The sequence below is a fragment of the Streptomyces sp. NPDC006624 genome (genome assembly GCF_040611555.1).
In the GTDB taxonomy this organism is placed as follows: Bacteria; Actinomycetota; Actinomycetes; order Streptomycetales; family Streptomycetaceae; genus Streptomyces.
The window spans coordinates 233,080-255,766 of record NZ_JBEXOM010000010.1; the positions used below are offsets into that span (position 1 = coordinate 233,080).

Consider the following 22,687-nt stretch of genomic DNA (forward strand, 5'->3'; position numbering starts at 1 on the left):
CGCCGTGGTGCAACAGGCGTTGATTCACCATACGGCAGGACACCGCCGTATATGGAAGGACTTGAGACAGGGATCACAGGTGTCGGGGGAACCGCACGCCCTCTTTCCAAGGTCCTTACCAGGATCTCGCCCCACAGGCAGAGGTCTCCCAGGATTCCTCACGAACGTAAGACACGGGTGTGCCGTCGTTAAGAATCAAGCCTTCCGGTCACACCCCGGGCCGGGGTCGCGCAGGTCTACCATCACCACATGACCCGAGTACTGCTCGCCGAGGACGACGCGTCCATCTCGGAGCCGCTGGCCCGCGCCCTGCGCCGGGAGGGCTACGAGGTCGAGGTGCGTGAGGACGGCCCCACCGCTCTCGACGCCGGAATGCAGGGCGGCGTCGACCTGGTCGTGCTCGACCTGGGTCTGCCCGGTATGGACGGTCTCGAGGTGGCCCGGCGCCTGCGCGGCGAGGGCCACACCATCCCGATCCTCATCCTGACCGCCCGCGCCGACGAGGTCGACACGGTCGTCGGGCTCGACGCGGGCGCCGACGACTACGTCACCAAGCCGTTCCGGCTGGCCGAACTGCTCGCCCGGGTCCGGGCCCTGCTCCGGCGCGGTGCCGCCGAGCCGCAGCAGCCGCCCGCCACCCACGGCGTGCGCATCGACGTCGAGTCGCACCGCGCCTGGATGGGCGAGGAGGAGCTGCAGCTCACCGCCAAGGAGTTCGACCTGCTGCGGGTGCTGGTGCGCGACGCGGGCCGGGTGGTCACCCGCGACCAGCTGATGCGCGAGGTCTGGGACACCACCTGGTGGTCGTCGACCAAGACCCTCGACATGCACATCTCCTGGCTGCGCAAGAAGCTCGGCGACGACGCCGCCAACCCCCGCTACATCGCCACCGTGCGCGGTGTCGGTTTCCGTTTCGAGAAGAGCTGAGCCGCGAGGCAGACCCGGGTAACAGGACATGCGCCGCCGACTGATCCAGTCCACGCTCGCCGTGGTGCTCGTCGTGATCGCCGTCTTCGGCGTCTCCCTCGTCATCGTCGAGACCCGCACGATCAGCAACAGCGCCCAGGAACGGGTCGAGTCCGAGGCGGTGCGGCTGGCCAGCATCGTCGACAGCAAGCTCTTCGGCGCCCAGCACGTCGACGCCGACGTGCTGCGCGGCCAGGTCACCCAGGACCACTACTACGCGGTGATCCGCATCCCCGGCCAGGCGCCCATCGAGGTCGGCACCCAGCCGGACGGCGACGTCATCAGCGCCACCGCCCCCGGCGAGGAGGGCGAGACGGTCACCGTGCAGGAGCCGCGCTCCTCGGTGACCCGCGAGGTCGGCCGCACCCTGCTGATCATCGCGCTCGTCGCCCTGCTCGCGGTGGTGGCCGCGGTCCTGCTCGCCGTCCGCCAGGCCAATCGGCTGGCCTCGCCGCTGACCGACCTCGCCGAGACGGCCGAGCGGCTCGGCTCCGGCGACCCCCGCCCCCGGCACAAGCGCTACGGCGTCCCCGAGCTGGACCGCGTCGCCGACGTGCTGGACAGCTCCGCCGAGCGCATCGCCCGGATGCTCACCGCCGAGCGCCGCCTGGCCGCCGACGCCTCCCACCAGCTGCGGACGCCCCTGACGGCGCTGTCCATGCGGCTGGAGGAGATCACCGTCACCGACGACCCGGAGACGGTGAAGGAGGAGGCGACGATCGCCCTCGCCCAGGTCGAGCGGCTCACCGACGTCGTGGAACGGCTGCTGACCAACTCCCGCGACCCGCGCACCGGCTCCGCCGTCTCCTTCGACCTCGACGAGGTCATCCAGCAGCAGCTCGCCGAGTGGCGGCCGGCCTACCGCAGCGCGGGCCGGGCGATCGTCAGCTCCGGCAAACGGCACCTGCGGGCGGTCGGCACGCCCGGCGCGGTCGCGCAGGTCCTGGCCGCGCTGATCGAGAACTCCCTCATGCACGGCGGCGGCACCGTCGCGCTGCGCACCCGCGTCACCGGCAACCAGGCGGTCATCGAGGTCACGGACGAGGGTCCCGGCGTCCCCGCCGACCTGGGCGCCCGCATCTTCGAGCGCACGATCAGCGGCCGCAACTCCACGGGCATCGGCCTGGCCGTCGCCCGCGACCTGGCGGAGGCCGACGGCGGCCGTCTGGAGATGCTGCAGACCAAGCCGCCCGTGTTCGGCCTGTTCCTGTCCCGTACGGCCCTGCAGAAGCCCGACGGCGAGGGCGAGCCGACGATCCGCTGACCGGCCGGCCCGCGCCGACCGGCTACGGCACCCGCTGCCGGGCCGGCTCCTGCGGATCGAGGAGCGCCTCCGCGTCCCGGGCGGGCAGCGCGCGGAACACCCACGAGCGGTACGACCAGAAGCGGAACAGGGTGGCGACGCCGATGCCGACGAACTTGAAGATGTTGTTCTGCAGCGGGGTGTTCCAGCCGAAGCCGTAGGTCGCCGCGTAGAGCACGCCGTTCTCGATGACCAGTCCCGCCGCGCTGAACAGCAGGAACAGGGTCATCTCCCGCCCGCGGCCGGTCTTGTCGCGGTCGCGGTAGGTGAAGTAGCGGAAGCCGACGTAGTTGAAGACGATCGCGACGATTGTCGCGATGACGCCCGCGCGCACCACCTGGAGGTCGGTGACGTGGCGCACCAGGTTGAACACGAGGAGGTTGACGAGCACGCCGGCCCCGCCCACCGCGCCGAACTTGGCGGCTTCGTGGACGAGTCTTCGGAGCCGCGAGGCACCATGTCCCATGGTCGTGCAGGCCCCCGTCCGTCTGTCGGCGTCAACCCAGCCATGCTAACCACCCTCCCGCGCGATCTTCCTGTCCATGCCGGTGGGCGGCCGGAGAGGGGCGGGGCGGGGGCCGGGAGGGGCAGGAATCCGGCCACCGCGGCGCGGCCGATACCCTGGGGGAGTGACGTTCCCGGTAGTCGGCATGGTCGGCGGTGGCCAGCTCGCTCGTATGACACACGAGGCGGGCATCCCGCTCGGCATCAGGTTCAAGCTTCTCAGTGACACCCCGCAGGACTCCGCTGCGCAGGTCGTGAGCGATGTCGTCATCGGCGACTATCGCGACCTGGAGACGCTGCGTGAGTTCGCGCGCGGGTGCGATGTGATCACCTTCGATCACGAACACGTACCCACCGAGCACCTCAGGGCCCTGGAGGCGGACGGCATCCCCGTGCGCCCCGGCCCGGAGGCGCTGCAGCACGCCCAGGACAAGGGCGTGATGCGCGCGAAGCTCGACGCGATCGGCGTGCCCTGCCCCCGGCACCGGATCGTCTCCGACCCCGAGGACGTGGCCGCCTTCGCGGCCGAGCTCGAGAGGGGCGGGCCCGAAGGGTCCTCCGGCAAGGGCGGTGGTGGGCGACGGGCGGGCGGATACCCCGTGGTCCTCAAGACCGTCCGGGGCGGGTACGACGGCAAGGGCGTGTGGGTCGTCGGCTCCGTCGAGGAGGCCGCCGAGCCGTTCAAGGCGGGGGTCGCCGTCCTCGCCGAGGAGAAGGTCGACTTCGTCCGCGAGCTCGCCGCCAACGTCGTCCGCTCCCCGCACGGCCAGGCCGTCGCCTACCCGGTCGTGGAGTCGCGGCAGGTCGACGGCGTCTGCGACACGGTCATCGCGCCCGCGCCCGGCCTCGACGAGGACCTGGCGCTGCGGGCCGAGGAGATGGCGCTGAACATCGCCAAGGAGCTCGGCGTGGTCGGCCACCTGGCGGTCGAGCTGTTCCAGACCCGCGACGGCCGCATCCTCGTCAACGAGCTGGCGATGCGCCCGCACAACTCCGGCCACTGGTCGATGGACGGCGCGGTCACCAGCCAGTTCGCCAACCACGTCCGTGCCGTCCTGGACCTGCCCCTGGGCGACCCGCGCCCGCGCGCGAAGTGGACCGTCATGGTCAACGTCCTCGGCGGCGACTACCCGGACATGTACTCCGCGTACCTGCACTGCATGGCCCGCGACCCCCAGCTCAAGATCCACATGTACGGCAAGGACGTGAAGCCCGGCCGCAAGGTCGGTCACGTCAACACCTACGGCGACGACCTGGACGACGTGCTGGAGCGCGCCCGTCACGCAGCCGGCTACCTGAGAGGCACCATCACCGAATGAGCCCTGTTGTTGGCATCGTCATGGGGTCGGACTCCGACTGGCCCGTCATGGAGGCCGCCGCCAAGGCCCTCGACGAGTTCGAGATCCCGTACGAGGTGGACGTCGTCTCCGCCCACCGCATGCCGCGCGAGATGGTCGCCTACGGCGAGCAGGCCGACGGCCGCGGGCTCAAGGTGATCATCGCCGGGGCGGGCGGCGCCGCCCACCTGCCCGGCATGCTCGCCTCGGTGACCCCGCTGCCGGTGATCGGCGTGCCCGTGCCGCTGAAGTACCTCGACGGCATGGACAGCCTGCTGTCGATCGTGCAGATGCCGGCCGGCGTCCCGGTCGCCACGGTCTCGGTCGCCGGTGCCCGCAACGCCGGTCTGCTGGCCGCCCGCATCCTCGCCGCGCACGACGAGGAACTGCGCGGCCGGATGCGCGAGTTCCAGCAGGAGCTCAACGACCAGGCCACCGAGAAGGGCAAGCGCCTGCGCTCCAAGGTCGAGGGCTCGGGCGGCTTCGGCTTCGGGAAGTGACCCCATGACGTCCCTCGACGAGGCCCGCGCGCTCCTGGCCGAGTTCCCCGTCGCCGACGGGCACAACGACCTGCCGTGGGCGCTGCGCGAGCAGGTGCGCTACGACCTCGACGCCCGGGACGTCGCCGCCGACCAGAGCGCCCATCTGCACACCGACATCCCCCGGCTGCGGGCCGGCGGGGTCGGTGCGCAGTACTGGTCGGTGTACGTCCGCACGGACCTGCCCGACCCGGTCGCGGCCACGCTGGAGCAGATCGACTGCGTACGGCAGCTCCTGGACCGCCACCCGCGGGACCTGCGTCCGGCGCTCACCGCCGCCGACATGGAGGCGGCGCGCGGGGAGGGCCGGATCGCCTCCCTCATGGGCGCGGAGGGCGGGCACTCCATCGCCAACTCCCTGGGCACCCTGCGCGGCCTGTACGGGCTGGGCGTGCGCTACCTGACGCTCACCCACAACGACAACGTCGACTGGGCCGACTCCGCGACCGACGCGCCGCGGGCCGGGGGCCTGACGGCGTTCGGCCGCGAGGTGGTCCGGGAGATGAACCGCCTCGGCATGCTGGTCGACCTCTCCCACGTGGCGGCGACGACCATGCGGGACGCGCTCGACACGAGCTCCGCCCCGGTGATCTTCTCCCACTCCTCCGCCCGGGCCGTCTGCGACCACCCGCGCAACATCCCGGACGACGTCCTGGAGCGGCTGCCCGCCAACGGCGGCATGGCGATGGTGACGTTCGTGCCGAAGTTCGTGCTCCAGGCGGCCGTCGACTGGACCGCCGCGGCCGACGAGCACCTGCGCGCCCACGGTCTGCACCACCTCGACACCACCCCGGAGGCCATGAAGGTGCACCGCGCCTTCGAGGAGCGGCACCCGCGCCCGGTCGCCACGGTCTCCACGGTCGCCGACCACCTCGACCACATGCGCGAGGCCGCCGGCATCGACCACCTCGGCATCGGCGGCGACTACGACGGCACGGCCTTCACCCCGCACGGCCTGGACGACGTCTCCGGCTACCCGAACCTCCTCGCGGAACTCCTCGACCGGGGCTGGTCCAAGGCCGACCTGGCCAAGCTGACCTGGAAGAACGCGGTACGGGTGCTGGACGCGGCGGAGGAGGTGGCCCGCGCTCTGCGCACGACGCGGCCGCCGTCCAACGCCACGATCGCGTCGCTGGACGCGCCCGTCGGCTGAGCGCCGCGAGCGGGGCGGCCGGCAGGACCGGCCGCCCCGTCACGCACCTGCGCGACCGCTCACGCGGCGCGCCGAACGGTCCCCCGGACCGCCGCCACCGGACCGCCGCCACCGGGCCGGTGACGGCGGTCGAGGACCGGAGGAGCGCCCGGGCGGCCGCGTGCCACGAAGACCGCTGGGCGGTTGTCGTGCAGGTGGGATGGCGGGGGCGATCCCTCCCGGGTCGTCGCCGCGGGTGGCTGGGCGCATCGATGACGGCTGGGCGGTTGTCGTGTACGCGGGATGGTGGTGGCGGTCCCTCCCGGGGTCGTCGCCCGCGGGTGGCTGGGCGCATCGATGACGGCTGGGCGGTCGCCGTGCACGCGAGATCCCTCCCGGGCCGTCGCCAGCGGGTGGCTGCGCGCATCCATGACCGTTGGGCGGCTGCCGTGCACGCGAAACGGCGACGGCGATCTTCGGCCGTCGCCACGCCCGCGGGGCACGGGCCTCACCTCCGGGCGCGACCGGATCGGCCGCCGGATGGTCACCCGCGCGGACCGCTCCCGGGACGTCCCGGAGGGGGAGGCCCGTCCGGGGGTGTGGGCGGCCGTGCGGCGCCCTGGTTCCCGTACTCCGAACGCCCCGCCCATCAGGAACACCCCGTCGCACCGTGGGACGGTGACCGTACTGCACGACGACCGTACGGAGCCGCCATGGCAGACCTCCAGGACGAGCTGCGTTCCACCACCGCGGCCGGCGAGTTCGACGACCTGGCCGACCCGTACCCCGAGGGGGCCGTCGTCCCGGCGGAGTCCTACGAGCCCGTCTCCGACCCGGAGGACGAGCCCCTGACCCGCGCGCACGCCATCCTCGCCGTGCACCCCGTCGCCGACGGCTACAACGGACTGCCCTGGGCCCTCAAGCGCCTGGCCTACTACGACCTGGAGCTCGGCGAGGGCACGGTCGGTACGGACGTGCCCCGTCTGCGCGGCGGCCATGTGGGCGCCCTGTTCTGGTCGCTGCACCTGCCCGAGGGCCTCGACGGCGACCGGGCCGTCAGCGCCACGCTGGAGCAGCTGGACCTGGCCAAGACGGTCGTCAGGTCCTGCGACGAAGGACTCCGCCCGGCCTGCACGGCGGGGCAGGTCGCGGACGCCCGCAACTGCGGCCGGGTCGCGGTGCTCCTCGGTCCCGCCGGGGCCCCGGCTCTCGGCGACTCGCTCGGCATCCTGCGCCAGCTGCACCAGCTCGGCCTGCGCGTGCTGACCCTGGCCGGGGCGTCCTGGGCGAGCGAGGCGGGACTGACCCGGTTCGGCGAGGAGGTGCTGCGCGAGATGAACCGGCTGGGCGTGATCGCGGACCTCTCCGGTGCCTCGCCGCAGACCCTGCGCCGCGCCCTGGGCCTGTCCCGGGCCCCCGTGCTGTGCAGCCGCTCCGCCGCCCGGACCGTCCGCCCCCACCCGGCGAACCTCCCCGACGACCTGCTGTCCGAGCTGGGCGCCGCCAAGGGCCTGTGCCTGGTGCCGCTGAGCGCCGAGCAGACCGGCGCGACCGTCCGCGACGTCGCCGACCACCTCGACCACATCCGTGCCGTGGCCGGCGCCCAGTGCGTCGGACTGTCCGGCACCTACGACACGGGAGCCGCCCACCCGCAGGAGCTGGGCGACACCTCCTGCTATCCGCGGCTGATCGCCGAACTGCTGCGCCGCGGCTGGGAGGAAGCCGACGTGGCGCTGCTGACCTGGGGCAACATCCAGCGCGTGCTGCGCGGCGCCGACTTCACGGCCCGCGCGGCCCAGCAGCGCCGCGAGCCGTCCACGGCGACGATCTCGGAACTGGACGGCTGACCCGCCCGGGCCCGCCCCGGGCCGCGGGCGGGCCCCGGGTCAGGTCACCCCTGCTCGATGCGGCACAGGCAGAACGGATGCCCCGCCGGGTCCGCGTACACCCGGAAGCCCTTCTTCTCGTAGTCCTCGCGGTCCAGCACCCGCGCGCCCAGTGCCAGCACCCGCTCCTCGGCCGCGTCGATCTCCTCCCACGTCGAGCCGCCGTCGAAGTCGAGGTGCAACTGCTGGGCGTTGCGGTCGGCCCGCGGCCACTCCGGCGGGGTGTGGCCGGGGGAGCGCTGGAAGGCGAGCCGGGGCCCGCCGGGTACGCGCAGCACCACCCAGTCGGGGTCGTCGTCCTCCGGCGTGCCGCCGGCGACCTGCGCGTAGAAGCGGGCCAGCTCGCGCGGGTCGGGGCAGTCGAGGACCACGGAACGGAAACGTGCCACAGCGGACATGGACTCTCCCGGTGTCAGCAGGCGCAGAGGCAGAACGGGTGCCCTGCCGGATCGGCGTAAACCCGGAAGCTCCGCTCGCGGTCCTCGGCGTCCAGCACCGTCGCGCCGAGCGCCAGCACCCCCTTCTCGGCCGCGTCCAGGTCCTCCACCTCCAGGTCGAGGTGGAACTGCTGCGAGTGCTCCGGGGACGGCCACCGCGGCGGCACCCACCCGGGGGCGGCCTGGAAGGCCAGCGGCGTGCCGCCCGGCACCTTCAGGTCGATCCACTCGTCCTCCCCGTCGCTCTCCACCGTCGGCGTCCCGCCCAGTACCTCGGCGTAGAACGCGGCCAGTGCGCGCGGGTCGGGACAGTCCAGAACGACGACACCCAGCTTGGCGAGAGCCATGACTTCCTCCTCGACGTCGATGACCATGCCGGTCTCGGTTACCTCCACAAGGCGTGTAACCGGTAACCGTTACTGCATGCTCCCCCATAGGCGGTAACCTCGCAAGGGAAAAGGCGGGAGGTACGGTCCAGCCATGACGGAGAGATCGCCCGCGCCCGGCGGCCTGGCCCTGATCGAGGCCCTGGTGAACACGCTGGACCTGGAATCGGGTGCCGACGCGCTGGACACCCCGCAGGGCCGCGAGCGCTTCGGCATCACCGGCGACGACGAGGCCGACCAGGCCCGCGTGCTGCGCGAGTCGCTGCGCGTGGCGCTGCTCGCCCACGCGGGCCACCCGCCGCACCGCGCGGCGCCCGCGCTGGGCGACCTCCTGGCCGCGGCCCCCCTGTTCGTCACGGTCGACCCGGCGGACGGCTCGGCCGCCCTCGCCCCCGCCGGCGCCACGTCCCTGCACGCGCGCGTGGCCGCCGCCGTCGCCGAGTCCCTGACCGCCGGCACCTGGATGCGCCTCAAGGCCTGCGAGGCCGCCGACTGCCACTGGGCCTACTACGACCGCAGCCCGGCCGGCCGCGGCCGCTGGTGCTCGATGCAGGTGTGCGGGGCCCGGGCGAAGATGCGCCGGTACCGGGCCAAGGGCGCATAGGCACCCCGAGCCACCGCCCGGTGGTGCAGAATGCACGATGACGCCGGTTCGGCCGACTGAGCCTCGGCCGAACCGGCGTCACCCCGAGTACCGCTCAGGCGCGGGGCCGCCCCATCGCCCGGTACGTCCAGCCGGCCTTGCGCCAGCGCTCCGGGTCGAGGGCGTTGCGGCCGTCCAGGATCACCTTGGCCGTCGCCACCTCGCCGAGGGCCTCCGCGTCCAGCTCCCGGAACTCCCGCCACTCCGTCAGATGCAGCACGATGTCGGCGCCCCGCACCGCCTCCAGCGCCGAGTCGGCGTAGCCCAGGGTCGGGAAGATCCGGCGCGCGTTGTCCATGCCCTTGGGGTCGTAGACCGTGACCTGGCCGCCCTGGAGGTGGATCTGCCCGGCCACGTTCAGCGCGGGGGAGTCGCGCACGTCGTCCGAGTCGGGCTTGAAGGTCGCGCCCAGCACCGCCACGCGCTTGCCGAGGAACGGCCCGCCGCCCAGCGCCTGCCGGGCCATCTCCACCATCTGCCCGCGCTGGCGCATGTTGATCGAGTCGATCTCCCGCAGGAACGTCAGCGCCTGGTCCGCGCCCAGCTCGCCGGCGCGCGCCATGAACGCCCGGATGTCCTTCGGCAGGCAGCCGCCGCCGAAACCGATGCCGGCCCGCAGGAACTTCTTGCCGATGCGGTCGTCGTGGCCGATGGCCTCCGCCAGCTTCGCCACGTCACCGCCCGCGGCCTCGCACACCTCCGCCATCGCGTTGATGAAGGAGATCTTCGTGGCGAGGAAGGAGTTCGCGGACGTCTTCACCAGCTCGGCGGTCGGGAAGTCCGTCACCACGAACGGCGATCCCTCGGCGATCGGCGTCGCGTACACCTCCCGCAGCAGCCTCTCGGCCCGCTCGCTGCGCACGCCGACCACGATCCGGTCGGGGTGCAGGGTGTCGTCGACGGCGAAGCCCTCACGCAGGAACTCCGGGTTCCAGGCCAGCTCGGCGTCCTGCCCGGCGGGCGCGTGCGCGGCCAGGTAGGCCGCGAGGCGGTCCGCGGACCCCACCGGCACCGTCGACTTGCCGACGACCAGGGCGGGGCCGCGCAGATGCGGGGCGAGCGAGGCGATCGCGGAATCGACGTAACTCATGTCGCAGGCGTACTCGCCGTGCCGCTGCGGGGTGTTCACGCAGACGAAGTGCACGTCGCCGAACGCGCCGATCTCGGCCCAGTCCTGGGTGAAGCGCAGCCGGCCGCTGGAGCCCTCGATGCCCGCGACGTGCTGCCGCAGCAGATCCTCCAGGCCCGGCTCGTACATGGGGGCCTCGGCGCGCTCCAGCTTCTCGATCTTCTCGGGCACGACGTCGAGGGCGAGCACCTCGAAGCCCAGCTGGGCCATGGCCGCCGCGTGTGTCGCGCCGAGATAACCGGTGCCGATCACGGTGATCTTCAGGGCCATCGATGCTCCAGGGGTCTACGGCAGGCGGTGCGCGCCCGAGCATATCCGGGGCGGCGCGGCGCGCTTCACCGGGCGACTTTCCCGCTGTCGTCTAGCTCACGTATCACTCCTGCGGGCGACCCCATAAACTTTTGATTACTTAACGGTAGTTAGCGCCACCATCGCAGCGTTTTGGAGCGTGAGAGACCTTGGCCGGATCGGCTGACTTCGACCTGTACCGCCCGTCCGAGGAGCACGACATGCTCCGTGACGCCGTCCGCTCGCTGGCCGAGGCGAAGATCGCGCCGCACGCCGCCGCGGTGGACGAGGAGGCCCGCTTCCCGCGCGAGGCCCTCCAGGCGCTGGTCGCCAATGACCTGCACGCCGTGCACGTACCCGAGGAGTACGGCGGTGCCGGTGCCGACGCGCTCGCGACCGTCATCGTCATCGAGGAGGTCGCCCGTGTCTGCGCCTCCTCCTCCCTGATCCCGGCGGTGAACAAGCTCGGCTCCCTTCCGGTGATCCTCTCCGGCTCCGAGGACCTGAAGAAGCGGTACATGACCCCGCTCGCCAAGGGCGAGGGCATGTTCTCGTACTGCCTCTCCGAGCCGGACGCCGGTTCGGACGCCGCCGGCATGAAGACCAAGGCCGTCCGCGACGGCGACCACTACGTGCTCAACGGCGTCAAGCGCTGGATCACCAACGCCGGCGAGTCCGAGTACTACACGGTGATGGCCGTCACCGACCCGGAGAAGCGTTCCAAGGGCATCTCCGCCTTCGTCGTCGAGAAGTCCGACGAGGGCGTCTCCTTCGGCGCCCCGGAGAAGAAGCTCGGCATCAAGGGCTCCCCGACCCGCGAGGTCTACCTCGACAACGTCCGCATCCCCGCCGACCGCATGATCGGCGAGGAGGGCACCGGCTTCGCCACGGCGATGAAGACGCTCGACCACACCCGCATCACCATCGCCGCCCAGGCCCTCGGCATCGCCCAGGGCGCCCTCGACTACGCCAAGGGCTACGTCCGGGAGCGCAAGCAGTTCGGCAAGCCGATCGCCGACTTCCAGGGCATCCAGTTCATGCTCGCCGACATGGCCATGAAGATCTCGGCCGCCCGCGCCCTGACCTACCAGGCCGCCGCCGCCTCCCAGCGCGTCGACGCCGACCTCACCTACCTGGGCGCCGCCGCCAAGTGCTTCGCCTCGGACGTGGCGATGGAGGTCTCCACGGACGCCGTCCAGCTCCTCGGTGGCTACGGCTACACCCGCGACTACCCGGTGGAGCGCATGATGCGCGACGCCAAGATCACGCAGATCTACGAGGGCACCAACCAGGTCCAGCGCATCGTCATGGCGCGCAACCTGCCGTAGGGCCGCTTCCACGGACGTGCCTCGGCCCCGGCGATCGCCGGGGCCGAGACCCGTCCGTGGAACCGGGGCGCCCTCTCACAGGAAGCGCCGGATCGGCGTCACCGCGGCCTCCGCCAGGCGCGCGGGGAGGGGCCGCCGCCGCCAGCGGGCGGCGTCGATCGGCTCGCTCAGCTTGCGGTCGGCGTCGAAGTCGGCGTCGAGCTCCGCCGTGAAGTCCTCGTCGATGACGGCCAGGACGACCTCCTCGTCGTGCTCCATGGAACGGCGGTTGAAGTTCGTCGAGCCGATCAGGGAGCAGACCCCGTCCACGGTGAGGATCTTCGTGTGGAGCATCGTCCGCTGGTACTCCCGCACCTCCACCCCGGCGTCCACGAGGGTCTGGTAGTGCTGCCGTCCGGCCAGCAGGCACGCCCGCTGGTCGGTGTACGGGCCGGGCAGCAGGATCTCGACCCGCACCCCGCGTCGGGCGGCGGCGGCCAGCAGGTCGATGAAGTAGGTGTCGGGCGCGAAGTAGGCCGTGGACAGCCGCAGCCGCTCCTGCGCCGAGGTGATCAGCACCCGCAGGACCGTCTGCATGTCCTGCCAGCCGAACGAGGCCGAGCCCCGCACGACCTGGACCGTGGACCGCCCCGGCTGCGCCTGCGCGGTGAAGCGGTCGTGCTCGTCGTAGAGGTCGTCGTGGCACTCGGCCCAGTTCTGGGCGAAGGCCGCGGCGATGCCGTCCACCGCGGGTCCGCGGACCCGTACGTGGGTGTCGCGCCACTCCTGCGGGTTCCGGGCGTTGCCGCACCACTCCCGCGCGATGCCGACGCCGCCGGTGAAGGCGGTGTGCTCGTCGGTGACCAGCACCTTGCGGTGGCAGCGGTGGTTCTGCCGCATCGGCGACAGCCGGGTGGGCTTGCGGAACCAGGCGACCTGCACGCCGGCCGCGTCCATGGCCTCCAGCAGGTCCTGCTCTATCTCCTTGGCGCCGAAGCCGTCCAGCAGCAGCCGCACCCGGACGCCCGCGCGGGCCCGCTCGGCCAGGGCGTCGGCGAACTCGTGCGCGATGTCGCCGCGCCAGTACACGAACGTCATCATGTCGACGGTGTGCTCGGCGGCCCGGATGGCGGCCAGCATCGCGGGGAAGATCTCGTCCCCGTTGCGCAGCGGCACCAGCTCGTTGCCCTCGGTCGCGGCGATGCCGATCAGCCGCTCCAGCCGCCGGCGCAGCCGCTGCTTCTGCGCCTCGGGTCTGGGCTCCTGCGGTTCCGGCGCCGTCCGTTCGTCGTAGACCTGCTGTGTCATGGGTGGGTCGCCCCCCTTGCCGTGGATGTGCCTCGCCGATGCCTTCGCGACGCCGGCCCCCCGGGGCGTCTGCATCCCTCCTTGCCGCTGTCGGCCGTTTCACGCAGCTTCGCCTGAGTCGTGCCTCACAGGCGGGGCGACCGGTACCCGGGCGGGTCCGCCCTGTGGTGCTCATGGGGCGGGAGGCGTAGGACGGAGGTGGCGGGCGCCGAGCCGCGGCTCCCGCCGCCCCCTCCGGAGGAAGCGATGACCCAGCAGCCCACCACCACGACCCCGCTCAGCAAGGAGATGCAGGACTGCGTCCAGGCGTGCATGACCTGCCACAGCGTGTGCGAGGAGACCATGAGCTCCTGCCTGCAGATGGGCGGCCAGGCCCAGATGCAGATCATGCGCGCCGTCATGGACTGCGCCGAGATGACGCGCATGTGCGCGGACATGATGATGCGGCGCTCGCCGCTGTCGGCCGAGATGTGCGCGATGTGCGCCCGCGCCTGTGACATGTGCGCCGAGGCGTGTATGTCCATGCCGGACGACGCGCAGATGATGCGGTGCGCCGAGGCGTGTCGCAGCTGCGCCGAGATGTGCCGCTCGATGGCGGCCGCCACGATGTGAGCTCCACCGCACCGCGAAGGGGGGCGCCCACCGGGCGCCCCCCTTTTCTCCTTCTTCGGCTTCTTCGGGGCGGAACTCCGCCGCCGTCCGCTCAGTTGCCGGAGACGGTGACCTTCTCGTCGTTCTTGAGCTCCTCCACGAGCTTCTTCACCTTCGCGGTGTCCCACTGGAGGTTGCCGTTGGCGGAGTTGCCCGCGATCGGCATGTTCATCGACGTGCCCTCGCCGCCGCTGACGCCCTTCATCGCCCAGAACATGGACGCCAGGTCGAACAGGCCCATCTCCTTGTCGACCACCAGGGAGTCCAGGCCCGCGCCCATGGTCGGGTACAGCTTGAACGGGTTGAGGACCGTGCTGGGGGTGGCGACCTGGTTGGCCAGCGCGGAGAGGAACTTCTGCTGGTTCTTCGTACGGTCCAGGTCGGAGCCGGCGAGCGCGTAGCGGGTGCGGACGAAGGCGAGGGCCTGCTCGCCGTTCAGGGTCTGCTTGCCCTTCTTGAGGTCGGCGCCCGACTTGGTGTCCTTGATGTCCTGCGGGATGTCCATCTCGACGCCGCCGACCGCGTCCACGATGTTCGCGAAGCCGCCGAAGCCGATCTCCACGTAGTGGTCGATGTGCAGGCCCGTGTTGGCCTCGACGGTACGGACGAGCAGCTCCGGGCCGTCCTCCGCGTACGCCGCGTTCAGCTTCGTCTGGCGGCCCGTGGCCGGGTAGAGCTTGCCGGAGTCGGAGCCCTTGAACGACGGGATGGTGACGTTGGAGTCACGCGGCAGCGAGATCAGCGTCGGGCCGTTGCTGCCGGTGTGCAGGATCATCATCGAGTCCGTGCGCTTGCCCTCGGCGGACCCGGTGCGCAGCCTCTTCTTGTCCTCGGCCGACAGGCCCGCGCGGCTGTCGGAGCCGACGATCAGGTAGTTGGTGCCCTCGCCCGCCTCGGGGCGGTCGATGACCAGCGACAGGTCGACGTCGCGGTTGAGCTTGGAGTCGGCCCAGAAGTAGGTGGCGACGCTCGTCACCACCAGCACCGTCACCAGCGTGAGGGCCGTCACCTTGATACGGCGGCGCCAGTCCGGCGCGTGCCGCGGCTCGTATCTGCCGTCGCCCGGGCCACCGGGGGAGCCGTAGACCTGACCGGTGTTGTAGCCGCTGTCGTAACCGGGCGGCTCGTCGTAGCCCCGGCCGTCCACGTAGGACGGCTGCTGCGGGACGCCGCCGGCGTACTGCGGGGCGCCCCCGTAGCCGCCCTGCCCGGGCGCCGCCGCCGGACCGCGGCGGACCTGCCGCATGACACGGGCGCTCTCGGGCTGCTCGCTGGAGCTGCCGCGTCCGTACCGGCTGCCGCGGTTGCCGCCGGACCATCCCTGGGGCCAATCATTCATGCGCCCCAGTGTGCAGGTCCCCGCGGCAGGCCATACAAGAGTCGTCGGAAAATCAGAGCACGGCTGTGGCGAACCTGACACAAAACCCCCTCATGCCGCCTCGGCATAAGGTAGGGGCCATGACAGACCAGGCCCCGGCTGCGGAATCCGGCACTGCGGATATCCCGGGCAAGCCGACTTCGGCGTCCCGCACCACCCTCAGCCACATCATGACCCACAACGACACGAACCTTCTGGGGACCGTGCACGGCGGGGTGATCATGAAGCTGGTCGACGACGCGGCGGGCGCCGTGGCCGGGCGGCACTCCGGCGGGCCGGCGGTGACCGCGTCGATGGACGAGATGGCGTTCCTCGAGCCGGTCCGCGTCGGTGACCTGGTGCACGTCAAGGCGCAGGTGAACTGGACCGGCCGGACGTCCATGGAGGTCGGCGTCCGGGTCCTGGCCGAGCGCTGGAACGAGTCGGCCCCGCCCACGCAGGTCGGCTCGGCCTACCTGGTCTTCGCCGCCGTCGACGCCGACGGCAAGCCCCGCCGGGTCCCGCAGGTGCTGCCCGAGACGGAACGCGACAAGCGCCGCTACCAGGAGGCCCAGATCCGCCGCACCCACCGCCTGGCCCGGCGCCGCGCGATCATGGAGCTGCGCGAGAAGCGGGCGGCGGAGGGCTTCGAGGACTGACCCGGGCCCGCTACGAGCACGCCACCTCGTCGCCCCGCACCACCCCGAACTCGCCCCGCCCCGGGTCCTCGGCCCGCACCTTCCGCACCCGCTCGAAGTCCGTGCCCGCGATCACCTTCAGGGTCGCGCCCAGGCCCTTGACGGGGCGGAGTTCGCTGCCCGGAAGGGCCGTGGCGAGGGACTTGGCCGAGCGGTCCCAGCGGGGGTCGTAGGCGACGACCGTGCGCCTGACGTCGCGGGTGGCGGCGTTCACCGGGGCCTTGGTGGTGCGGAAGCCCGTGGAGGACAGTGCCGCGTCCACCCGCCGCCCGAGACCCGGCGTGCGCGTGCCGTTCTCCACCTGCACGCGGATCTGCTGCGGGGCGACCGAGACGATCCGGGCGACAGCGCGCGGCCGGTGCACCGACAGCGGCTGGTCCTGGCGCAGGGCGTGGAAGAGCCGCTCGGACTTCACCGGGTCCCACTTCAGCGTCGAGCCGACGCCCTTCACGGCGTAGCCCATCCGCCCGATCGGCACGGTGGTGAACTCGGAGGAGGAGGGCGAGAAGTTCCGCATGGCCCGGCCGAGGTCCAGCATCTCGTCCGTGCCGAAGCCCCTGTCGGCCCGCACCGAGCCGAGCACCGCCCGGGTCACGTCCCGGAACTTCATCGGGTTGAGGAGGATCCCGGAGGAGGTGAGGCGTTCCACGAGCGCGGCCATGAAGCGCTGCTGGCGTTTCATGCGCCCCAGGTCGGAGGCGCCGTCGATGTGCCGGGCGCGCACGTACTGCAGCGCCTGCCCGCCGCCGAGCGTGTGCCGGCCGGGCGGCAGGTTCAGGCCGGTGTAGCTGTCCTTGAGCGGGTCCGCCGTGCAGATCTGGACGCCGCCGACCACGTCGACGGTCTTCATGAAGCTCGTGAAGTCGACCTCCACGTAGTGGTCGATCTTCACCTTGGTCATGCTCTCGACCGTGCGCACCGTCAGCTGCGGACCGCCCTCGGCGTACGCGGCGTTGAGCTTGACCGGGTGCCCGTGGTGCCGTTCGCCGGAGGTGCGGTCCCGGTGCGGTGGTGTCATCGCGTAGGAGTCGCGCGGCAGGCTCACCACGCTCGCGCGCTGCCGGTCCTCCGAGATGTGCACGATCATCATCGTGTCGGTGCAGTGGCACGGCGCCCCGCCCAGGCGGTACTTGCGCCGTTCCGCGGCGCTGATCTTCTCGCGGCCGTCGGTGCCGACCAGCAGGACGTTCATGCCGTGGCCGGAGCGGGGCCGGTTCTTCATGTCCTTGAAGGCGTCGACCCGGGCGATGTCCGCGTCCAGGCTGGTCACCACCGCGTGCCCGATGCCGGCCGAGGCGAGCACCACCACCGAGAACGTGGTGACCACCCGCATCCCCCAGCGCGGTCTGCGGCGCCGGGCGGGCGGTGCGGGGCGGCGGCGCGGGGCGCTGCGGGGCGAGGGCGGGTGCGGGCGGCGTTGCGGGGCGGCGGTGGACCGAGGGGACCGCGGCGGCGTGGGCATGGGGACACCTCCGGACGACGGCCGTACGTGGGATCCGTGACACCGTAGGCAGATACGATCTGCGGCCCGCCGTTCCGCCCCGGCGGCGCGCACCGCTGTCCCCCGTTCGCGGTAACGTGAGCCCCCTATGAACGCCAATCCCGACGTGCGGCTCCCCGCCGTTTCCGTGATCATGCCCGTCCTCAACGAGGAACGGCATCTGCGGGGAGCAGTCCAAGCGATCCTCGCGCAGGAGTACGCCGGCGAGATGGAGGTCGTGATCGCCCTCGGTCCGTCCACGGACCGCACGGACGAGATCGCCGCCGAGCTCGTGGCCGAAGACCCGCGCGTGCACACCGTCCCCAATCCCACCGGCCGTACGCCCGCCGCGCTGAACGCCGCGATCAACGCCTCCCGGCACCCGATCGTGGTGCGGGTCGACGGGCACGGCATGCTCTCGCCGGACTACATCGCCACCGCCGTGCGGCTCCTGGAGGAGACCGGCGCGCAGAACGTCGGCGGCATCATGCACGCCGAGGGCGAGAACGACTGGGAGCACGCGGTCGCCGCGGCGATGACCTCCAAGATCGGGGTCGGCAACGCCGCGTTCCACACCGGTGGTCAGGCGGGCCCGGCCGAGACGGTGTACCTGGGCGTCTTCCGGCGCGAGGCGCTGGAGCGGCAGGGCGGCTACAACGTGGAGTTCATCCGCGCCCAGGACTGGGAGCTGAACTTCCGCATCCGTGAGGCCGGCGGGCTGATCTGGTTCTCGCCGGAGCTGAAGGTGTCGTACCGGCCGCGGCCGAGCGTGAAGGCGCTCGCCAAGCAGTACAAGGACTACGGCCGCTGGCGGCACGTCGTGGCCCGCTTCCACGAGGGCTCCATCAACCTGCGCTACCTCGCCCCGCCGACCGCCGTGTGCGCGATCGCGGCCGGGACCGTGGTGGGCGCGCTGCTGACGCCGTGGGGCTTCGTGGTGCCCGGCGGCTACCTCGCGGCGATCCTGCTCGGCTCGATCCCGGCCGGCAAGGGGCTGCCGCTGAAGGCGCGGCTGCAGATCCCCGTGGCGCTGGCCACGATGCACATGTCGTGGGGCTGGGGCTTCCTGACCAGCCCGCGGTCGCTGGCGAAGAAGGTCATCGCCTCCCGCCGCCCGGCGGTCAGGGCGGACGCGGCCACCGGCTGACGGACACACACGCGTGGGCCCCCTTCCGTCCGGAAGGGGGCCCACGTGCGTCTCCCGGCCGCCGGACCGCGCCCGCCGGAGGAACGGACGAACCGCCGCGCGCGGTCGGCGCGGCGCCGGTCGTCGCATGCCGCGAAGCGGGGCCCCGCGGGCGGACGCCCGCGATCCCAGTGGCGAGGCCCGTCCGCGATCATCCGATCCACCGGCGACGGCCGCCCGCGACCCAGTGGCGACGGCCGTCCGCGATCCACCGGCACGGTCGTCCGCGATCCACCGGCGACGGCCGGGACCGCGTCCTGCGCCGGCCGTGCCCGGGGCCGAGCCCTGCGTCCCGGCCGCGCCCGGGACGCGCCCTGTGCTAGCGGCGCCCGGGGCCGTGCGTCCTGTGCCGGCCGTGCCCGGGACCGCCGCCCCCTGTGCCGGCCGTGCCCGGGACCGCCGCGCCCTGCGTCCCGGCCGCGCCCGGGACGCGCCCTGTTCCAGCCGCGGCCGCGCCCTTGCCGGCCGTGCCCGGCGAAGACGCTGCGCCGCCGACCCGCCCCGGGGCTCGCGCCCGCCCGTCCGTGCTCACCACCGATAGGGCTGGTACACGTCCATGCACTTCTTCTTGTCCGCGGTCAGCGCGTCCGCGCTCTCGGGCAGGTCGCCCGCCTCGGGAGCCTTCTGCTCCGGGTAGGCCGTGCCCTCGCGCCAGTCGCTGCCGACGGTCAGCGTCGTGGTGACGACGTCCGCGGCCCGCACCTGGCCGCTCGGGACACCGACCGCCTCGGCCACCGCCAGCGCGTTGGCCCGGCCCTGCTCCCCGGTGCTCTCCGGGTACGTGACCTGCGTACGGGCCTGCGGGGCCTGCGTGCCCGCGGCGACGGCCCGGGTGAAGCCCTCCTGCTGCAGCACGGCCGCGATCGCCGAGGCCCGCTGCGGAACGGCCGCCCGCTCCCGGCTCGCCGTGCCGTTGACGACCGTCACCGACAGTCCGGCGGCCGGAGCGGCGGCGGGCCCGGTGGACTTGGCCGGGGCCGGGGACGGACCCGTGCTCGCGCCCGCGCTGTTCTTGCCGCCCTTGTCGAAGGAGACGTCGTCGCGGAGCATCGCCCACATCGTGTCCGCGTCCCCCGGCTTGGGCAGCAGGTGGTTGCGGTCCAGGGTGTCCTCGATCCACGGCATCGTCGTCATGGTGATACGGCTCGTCGGGACCGACTTCAGCTGCATGCCGAGGTCGTACAGCTCCTTGACCGTGCCGATCTCCTCGGACACCTTCAGCGCCTTCGTGCCCGCCTCGGCCAGGCCCATCAGCCGGCCCGTGTCGGTGAAGACGTTCTGCTCCTTCAACGTCCGGATCATCGCGTTCATGTACATGTGCTGCGCCTTGGCGCGCAGCGGGTCGCTGCCCCAGGCGTGCCGGGTGCGCAGCCACTGCAGTGCCTGCTCGCCCTGCACCTTGTGCGTGCCGGCCTTCAGCTTCAGCCCGGAGCCGCCGCGCTGACCGGGCAGCGGCCGGTCCCACACGTTCTGGTTGACGCAGACCGGGACGCCGCCGACCGCGTCCGCCATGTCCACCACGCCGGCGAAGTCGACCATCATCCAGTGGTCGATGTACACGCCGGTGAGGTTCTGCCAGGTCGCCAGGGTGCAGCCGGGGCCGCCGCGCTGGAGCGACTCGTTGATGATCGTGTTCTTCGCCGGGTAGGTCTCGCCGGTGTCGGGGTCGGTGCACTTCGGGATGTCCACGCGGGTGTCCCGGGGGATGCTCACCACGGCCGCGCTCTCGCGGTCCGCCGAGACGTGCAGCAGCATCTGCACGTCCGCCAGCGGCTTGCTGCCGACGTTGTCCCGGCTGCCGCCGAGCTTGACGTTCTCCGCGGAGTTCCGGCTGTCGGAGCCGATCAGCAGGATGTTGAGGGGGGTCTGGCCGGCCGAGTTGGGCTCGGTCCTGCGGACGTCGGAGTCGCCGCTGTTGCGTTTGCCCTTGTCGAGGTTGCCGTTGAGATGGCGGTAGTAGAGGTAACCGGCGGCGGCCGTCCCGAGTATCAGGACCGACAGCACGAGCGCGAACCAGCGCAGTATCCGGCGCCCCCCGCCGCGTGGCCGGCCGCCCGGGCCGGTCTCGTCCCCGCCGCCGTCGCCCCCGCCGGACGTCCCCGCCCCCGGACGCTCGTCCTGGGCCAGGCCGCCCGCCGTGTGCCGAGTGCTGCTCCCGCGCACGTCACTCTGCGCCATACCCTGCCTCCCCACCCCTGCGGCTGACCCACGGGCCGCCCCGCGTCGTGTCCGGACCACGGGTGCTCCGGAGTCCGCCGGGCACGGTCGTCCCCGTCCCTGGTTGGACAACTGACACGCCCGGTCGGATGTACACCCGGCCAACTGTCTGAAATCTTCGTCCCCCTGACAGGACGCAGAACGGGACGCTCAGGTCACTTCGCGCACTCGACCTTGTCGGCCGTGGACTTCTGCACGTCGTCCGGCACCTTCGACGGGGTGGTCAGCGGGACACCCGCGCCCTTGAAGTCCTTGCCCAGGGTCAGCGTCATCGCGGGCAGCCCCTGGGAGTTGTCCACGCTCTCGCCCGGCTTCATCGCGGCCCCGGACAGCCCCATGATCGCGGCGAGCCTGCGCGCCTGGGCAGCCTGGTCGGGGGCGTACTCCAGCGTCGTCCTCGCCAGCTGCTCGGGCGCGTTGCCGCCGTTCTCCGACTTGGTGACGCCCTGTTCGACCTGCAGCCAGCTGAGGGTCTCCTGGGCGCTGCCGGAGACGGCACCGCCGTTGAGGACGCGCACCCGGACCTCGGAGGCCGGCGCCTTGGTGCCCTTCAGCCGGGCGGCCTCGGCGGCCTTCTCCTTCTTCTTCTGCTGCTTCACCTCGGTCAGCGACACGTCGTCCCGGACCATCGCGAACAACTGCTGGGCCTGCGGCTGCTTCAGCACCACCGTGGCCTTGACCTGCTCCTCGGGGTTGTCGACCACCGGCACGGTGGCGAACGTGAGGTTCTTGGTATCGAACTTGCCCAGCTCGGCCCCGAGGTCGGCCAGCTTCTTGATCGTGCTGATCTGGGAGTCGACGGTGAGGGCCTTGGTGCCCGCCTCCGCCAGCTTGATCATCTTCGAGGGGCTGGTGAGGGTGTCGTTGGACTTCAGCTTGCGCATCAGCGAGCCGAGGAACTGCTGCTGCAGCTCGATCCGGCTCAGGTCGCCGCCGAAGCCCACGGAGTGCCGGGTGCGGACGAAGGCCAGCGCCTCCTCGCCCTCGATCGTGTGCTCGCCCTTGGGCAGGTCGAGCTTGGAGTCCTTGTCCTTGATGTCCTTGGCCAGACACACGTCGACACCGCCCACCGCGCTGGTCAGCGTCTTGACCGCGTTGAAGTCGGCCACCATGAAGTGGTCCATCTTCAGCCCGGTCAGCTCGGTGATCGTGCGCATGGTGCAGCTCGGCGTCCGGTCCTCCTGCCCGAGGCTGTTGTTGAACCGGGTGCGCTGCTGGCCCGGGATGACCTTCTCCGTGCCGTCCTCCTGGGTGGTCGGACAGTCCGGGATGTCGGTGATCAGGTCCCGCGGGATGCTCAGCACGGTGGCGTTCGTGCGGTCCTTGGAGACGTGCAGGACGAGCGTGGTGTCCGCGTGCCCGGCGCTGTTCTTGTCGCCGTAGCCCTCGTTGCCCTCGCCGGTGCGCTTGTCGGTGCCGATCAGCAGGATGTTGATCGCGCGGTCCTTGCTGAACCCGCCGGTGCCCGCGCCGTCGTCCGACACGGACGTGATGTTGTCGTTGAGGTGCTCGTAGTACAGGTACGCGGCCGCGCTCGTGCCGACCAGGACGAAGGCCAGCGTGCCGCCCGTCCACAGCAGGACCTTCTTGCCCTTGGGCTTCTGCGCCGGGCGCCGCCCGCGCCGCCCCGCCTCCGGCTGCGCCGGGGCCGCGCCCCGTCTGCGCCCGGCCGGGGCGTCGGTGCCGGGGGCCGCCGCGCCGGACCGCCGGGTGGGGGCACCGCTCGCCGGGCGGCCGGGGGAAGCCGTGCGGGTGCGAGTCGCGCCGCCCGCTCCGGACCGGCCGGGGGCGCCGGGACCGCGGGGACCGGGAACCGGGGACTGCGGTGCGGAAGCGGCCAGTCGCAGTTCGTATTCGCCGGTGTCCGGGTTCAGTACCCACTGGTCTGCGGGGTCGATGTCGTCCGCCCGCCCACGGCCTTGCGCGTCCACGG

Annotated in this window: 20 protein-coding genes; 11 read left to right on the forward strand and 9 right to left on the reverse strand. The window is 72.2% G+C overall.

Annotated elements, in window-relative coordinates; all coding sequences use genetic code 11:
- Nucleotides 1-249: 249 nt before the first annotated feature.
- Together ABZY20_RS20770 and ABZY20_RS20775 are read left to right on the forward strand one after the other, a co-directional pair.
- Entirely contained in the window at nt 250-927 is a 678-nt protein-coding gene (locus ABZY20_RS20770; protein ID WP_356442958.1) for a response regulator transcription factor, read from the forward strand.
- Between the two features lie 28 nt (nt 928-955).
- Complete coding sequence (locus ABZY20_RS20775; protein ID WP_356442959.1) at nt 956-2,230, forward strand: ATP-binding protein; 1,275 nt, start codon at nt 956-958, stop codon at nt 2,228-2,230.
- A gap of 22 nt (nt 2,231-2,252) precedes the next feature.
- On the opposite strand, the gene ABZY20_RS20780 is transcribed toward ABZY20_RS20775, so the two are convergent.
- Nucleotides 2,253-2,735, reverse strand: coding sequence for a GtrA family protein (locus tag ABZY20_RS20780; protein ID WP_356442960.1), 483 nt, complete (start codon nt 2,733-2,735; stop codon nt 2,253-2,255).
- A 163-nt stretch (nt 2,736-2,898) separates the two neighbouring features.
- On the opposite strand from ABZY20_RS20780, the gene ABZY20_RS20785 reads away from it, so the two are divergent.
- The 4 genes from ABZY20_RS20785 (at nt 2,899) to ABZY20_RS20800 (ending at nt 7,628) form a co-directional block, all read left to right on the forward strand.
- Nucleotides 2,899-4,092, forward strand: a complete 1,194-nt coding sequence (locus tag ABZY20_RS20785; RefSeq protein WP_356442961.1) for a 5-(carboxyamino)imidazole ribonucleotide synthase — start codon at nt 2,899-2,901, stop codon at nt 4,090-4,092.
- Nucleotides 4,089-4,610 (forward strand): 5-(carboxyamino)imidazole ribonucleotide mutase, encoded by a 522-nt coding sequence (gene purE / locus ABZY20_RS20790; RefSeq protein WP_356442962.1) that lies wholly within the window; start codon nt 4,089-4,091, stop codon nt 4,608-4,610. Before ABZY20_RS20785 ends, purE begins: the two co-directional genes overlap by 4 nt.
- A gap of 4 nt (nt 4,611-4,614) precedes the next feature.
- Nucleotides 4,615-5,802, forward strand: a complete 1,188-nt coding sequence (locus ABZY20_RS20795) for a dipeptidase (RefSeq protein ID WP_356442963.1) — start codon at nt 4,615-4,617, stop codon at nt 5,800-5,802.
- A 692-nt stretch (nt 5,803-6,494) separates the two neighbouring features.
- Nucleotides 6,495-7,628 carry a dipeptidase gene (locus ABZY20_RS20800; protein WP_356442964.1) on the forward strand — a complete coding sequence of 378 codons (1,134 nt, stop codon included), beginning with the start codon at nt 6,495-6,497 and terminating at the stop codon, nt 7,626-7,628.
- Nucleotides 7,629-7,672: 44 nt separating this feature from the next.
- Here the strand turns inward: ABZY20_RS20800 and ABZY20_RS20805 are convergent, their stop codons facing one another.
- Nucleotides 7,673-8,065, reverse strand: coding sequence for a VOC family protein (locus ABZY20_RS20805; RefSeq protein ID WP_356442965.1), 393 nt, complete (start codon nt 8,063-8,065; stop codon nt 7,673-7,675).
- A gap of 14 nt (nt 8,066-8,079) precedes the next feature.
- Nucleotides 8,080-8,451, reverse strand: coding sequence for a VOC family protein (locus tag ABZY20_RS20810; protein ID WP_356443014.1), 372 nt, complete (start codon nt 8,449-8,451; stop codon nt 8,080-8,082).
- Between the two features lie 133 nt (nt 8,452-8,584).
- Here ABZY20_RS20810 and ABZY20_RS20815 point away from each other — a divergent pair, with 133 nt between their 5' ends.
- The gene (locus ABZY20_RS20815) at nt 8,585-9,094 is read left to right on the forward strand and encodes a CGNR zinc finger domain-containing protein (RefSeq protein WP_356442966.1); all 510 of its coding nucleotides are present in this window, start codon (nt 8,585-8,587) and stop codon (nt 9,092-9,094) included.
- Nucleotides 9,095-9,188: 94 nt separating this feature from the next.
- Here ABZY20_RS20815 and ABZY20_RS20820 read toward each other — a convergent pair whose 3' ends face one another.
- Nucleotides 9,189-10,532: a UDP-glucose/GDP-mannose dehydrogenase family protein gene (locus ABZY20_RS20820; protein ID WP_356442967.1), complete on the reverse strand. Its 1,344-nt coding sequence runs from the start codon at nt 10,530-10,532 to the stop codon at nt 9,189-9,191.
- Nucleotides 10,533-10,720: 188 nt separating this feature from the next.
- Here ABZY20_RS20820 and ABZY20_RS20825 point away from each other — a divergent pair, with 188 nt between their 5' ends.
- Complete coding sequence (locus ABZY20_RS20825) at nt 10,721-11,878, forward strand: acyl-CoA dehydrogenase (RefSeq protein WP_356442968.1); 1,158 nt, start codon at nt 10,721-10,723, stop codon at nt 11,876-11,878.
- Between the two features lie 75 nt (nt 11,879-11,953).
- Here the strand turns inward: ABZY20_RS20825 and ABZY20_RS20830 are convergent, their stop codons facing one another.
- The gene (locus ABZY20_RS20830; RefSeq protein ID WP_356442969.1) at nt 11,954-13,165 is read right to left on the reverse strand and encodes a phospholipase D-like domain-containing protein; all 1,212 of its coding nucleotides are present in this window, start codon (nt 13,163-13,165) and stop codon (nt 11,954-11,956) included.
- A gap of 246 nt (nt 13,166-13,411) precedes the next feature.
- Between ABZY20_RS20830 and ABZY20_RS20835 the strand changes: the two genes are divergently transcribed.
- Nucleotides 13,412-13,777 (forward strand): four-helix bundle copper-binding protein, encoded by a 366-nt coding sequence (locus tag ABZY20_RS20835; RefSeq protein WP_356442970.1) that lies wholly within the window; start codon nt 13,412-13,414, stop codon nt 13,775-13,777.
- Nucleotides 13,778-13,868: 91 nt separating this feature from the next.
- On the opposite strand, the gene ABZY20_RS20840 is transcribed toward ABZY20_RS20835, so the two are convergent.
- Nucleotides 13,869-15,155, reverse strand: a complete 1,287-nt coding sequence (locus tag ABZY20_RS20840) for an LCP family protein (protein ID WP_356442971.1) — start codon at nt 15,153-15,155, stop codon at nt 13,869-13,871.
- A gap of 92 nt (nt 15,156-15,247) precedes the next feature.
- On the opposite strand from ABZY20_RS20840, the gene ABZY20_RS20845 reads away from it, so the two are divergent.
- Nucleotides 15,248-15,832, forward strand: a complete 585-nt coding sequence (locus ABZY20_RS20845; RefSeq protein ID WP_356442972.1) for an acyl-CoA thioesterase — start codon at nt 15,248-15,250, stop codon at nt 15,830-15,832.
- A gap of 10 nt (nt 15,833-15,842) precedes the next feature.
- Here the strand turns inward: ABZY20_RS20845 and ABZY20_RS20850 are convergent, their stop codons facing one another.
- The gene (locus tag ABZY20_RS20850) at nt 15,843-17,333 is read right to left on the reverse strand and encodes an LCP family protein (protein ID WP_356442973.1); all 1,491 of its coding nucleotides are present in this window, start codon (nt 17,331-17,333) and stop codon (nt 15,843-15,845) included.
- A 127-nt stretch (nt 17,334-17,460) separates the two neighbouring features.
- On the opposite strand from ABZY20_RS20850, the gene ABZY20_RS20855 reads away from it, so the two are divergent.
- Nucleotides 17,461-18,498 (forward strand): glycosyltransferase family 2 protein, encoded by a 1,038-nt coding sequence (locus ABZY20_RS20855; protein WP_356442974.1) that lies wholly within the window; start codon nt 17,461-17,463, stop codon nt 18,496-18,498.
- Nucleotides 18,499-19,065: 567 nt separating this feature from the next.
- On the opposite strand, the gene ABZY20_RS20860 is transcribed toward ABZY20_RS20855, so the two are convergent.
- Together ABZY20_RS20860 and ABZY20_RS20865 are read right to left on the reverse strand one after the other, a co-directional pair.
- Nucleotides 19,066-20,715, reverse strand: a complete 1,650-nt coding sequence (locus tag ABZY20_RS20860) for an LCP family protein (RefSeq protein WP_356442975.1) — start codon at nt 20,713-20,715, stop codon at nt 19,066-19,068.
- A gap of 194 nt (nt 20,716-20,909) precedes the next feature.
- Complete coding sequence (locus tag ABZY20_RS20865; protein WP_356442976.1) at nt 20,910-22,685, reverse strand: LCP family protein; 1,776 nt, start codon at nt 22,683-22,685, stop codon at nt 20,910-20,912.
- Nucleotides 22,686-22,687: the final 2 nt, after the last annotated feature.